We start from the raw sequence: 1,283 nt of genomic DNA on the forward strand, positions 1-1,283 counted from the left end.
CGTTGTGAAATTCGAAAACTTAGTGCCAGGTAAGTATACGTTAGAAGAAACGAAAGCGCCGGAAGGCTATAAAGCAGTAGAAGTAACAGTAGAAGTAAACGTAGTAGCAAATGAAGTAGTAAAACAAGAAGTTATGAATGAAAAAGTAACAGGTCAATTTGAAATTGTAAAAGTAGATGCGAATGATAAAGCGAAAGTATTATCAGGTGCAGAATTTACAGTATATAAAGATGGTAAAATGGTAGCGGAACTGAAAACAGATGAGAATGGAAAAGTGATGTCACCAAAATTACCATTAGGTGAATATACAGTGAAAGAAACGAAAGCACCAGAAGGTTACAAGCTTTCAAATAAAGAATGGAAAGTAACAATACAAAACGAGAAAGAAGTAGTAAAAGTAGAGGCAGAAAACGAAAGAATCTTAGGTTCTCTACAAATTATTAAGACGGATGATAAAGATCAAGCGAAACGTTTAGCAGGCGCAGAATTTACATTGAAAGATGTGAAAGGAAATGTTGTAAAAGAAGGAATTACAACAGATAAATCTGGAATCGTTAAAGTAGACGGACTAGTGCCTGGTGAATATACGTTAGAAGAAACAAAAGCTCCAGAAGGTTATGAGTTAACAAAACAAGTAATTCATGTAACAGTTGATGGTGAAAAAGTTATTGATGTAAAAGTAACGAACAGTAAGAGCCTTGGTCAATTTGAAATCGTAAAAGTGGATGCAGAAGATAAAGCGAAAGTATTATCAGACGCAGAATTTGAAGTGTACAAAGATGGTAAAAAAGTAGAGACGTTACGAACAGATAAAACTGGTAAAGTAACCTCTAAGAAATTAGAACCAGGAACATACACATTAAAAGAAACGAAAGCGCCACAAGGATATACATTATTAAAAGAAGAAATTGAAGTCGTTGTGGAAGCAAACAAAGTAGTACAAGTACAAGTAGAAAACGCAAAAGAACTAGGAAGCTTACAAGTAATCAAAAAGGATGCAGAGAGTGGAAAAGTTCTAGAAGGTGCAGAATTTAAGCTAAAAAATGAAACTGGTCAAGTAGTTGGAGAGGCGAAAACAACGAATAAAGACGGCGTTGTGAAATTCGAAAACTTAGTGCCAGGAAAGTATACGTTAGAAGAAACGAAGGCGCCGGAAGGCTACAAAGCGTTAGAGGTTACAGTAGAAGTAAATGTTGTAGCTAATAAAGTAGCGAAACAAGAAGTATTGAATGAAAAAGAGACAGAAAAAGGTCCAGAAAAGCCAGGTGAAGAAACAGAAAAGC

1 protein-coding gene is annotated in these 1,283 nt (G+C 35.2%); it reads left to right on the forward strand.

Translation table 11 applies throughout. The features are described from left to right. Positions 1 to 1,283 (forward strand): SpaA isopeptide-forming pilin-related protein (locus GFJ36_RS29365; protein ID WP_275940643.1); only part of this gene is annotated, 1,283 nt, incomplete at both ends.

The organism is Bacillus sp. EE-W1 (assembly GCF_009760835.1).
Taxonomy (GTDB): domain Bacteria; phylum Bacillota; class Bacilli; order Bacillales; family Bacillaceae_G; genus Bacillus_A; species Bacillus_A wiedmannii.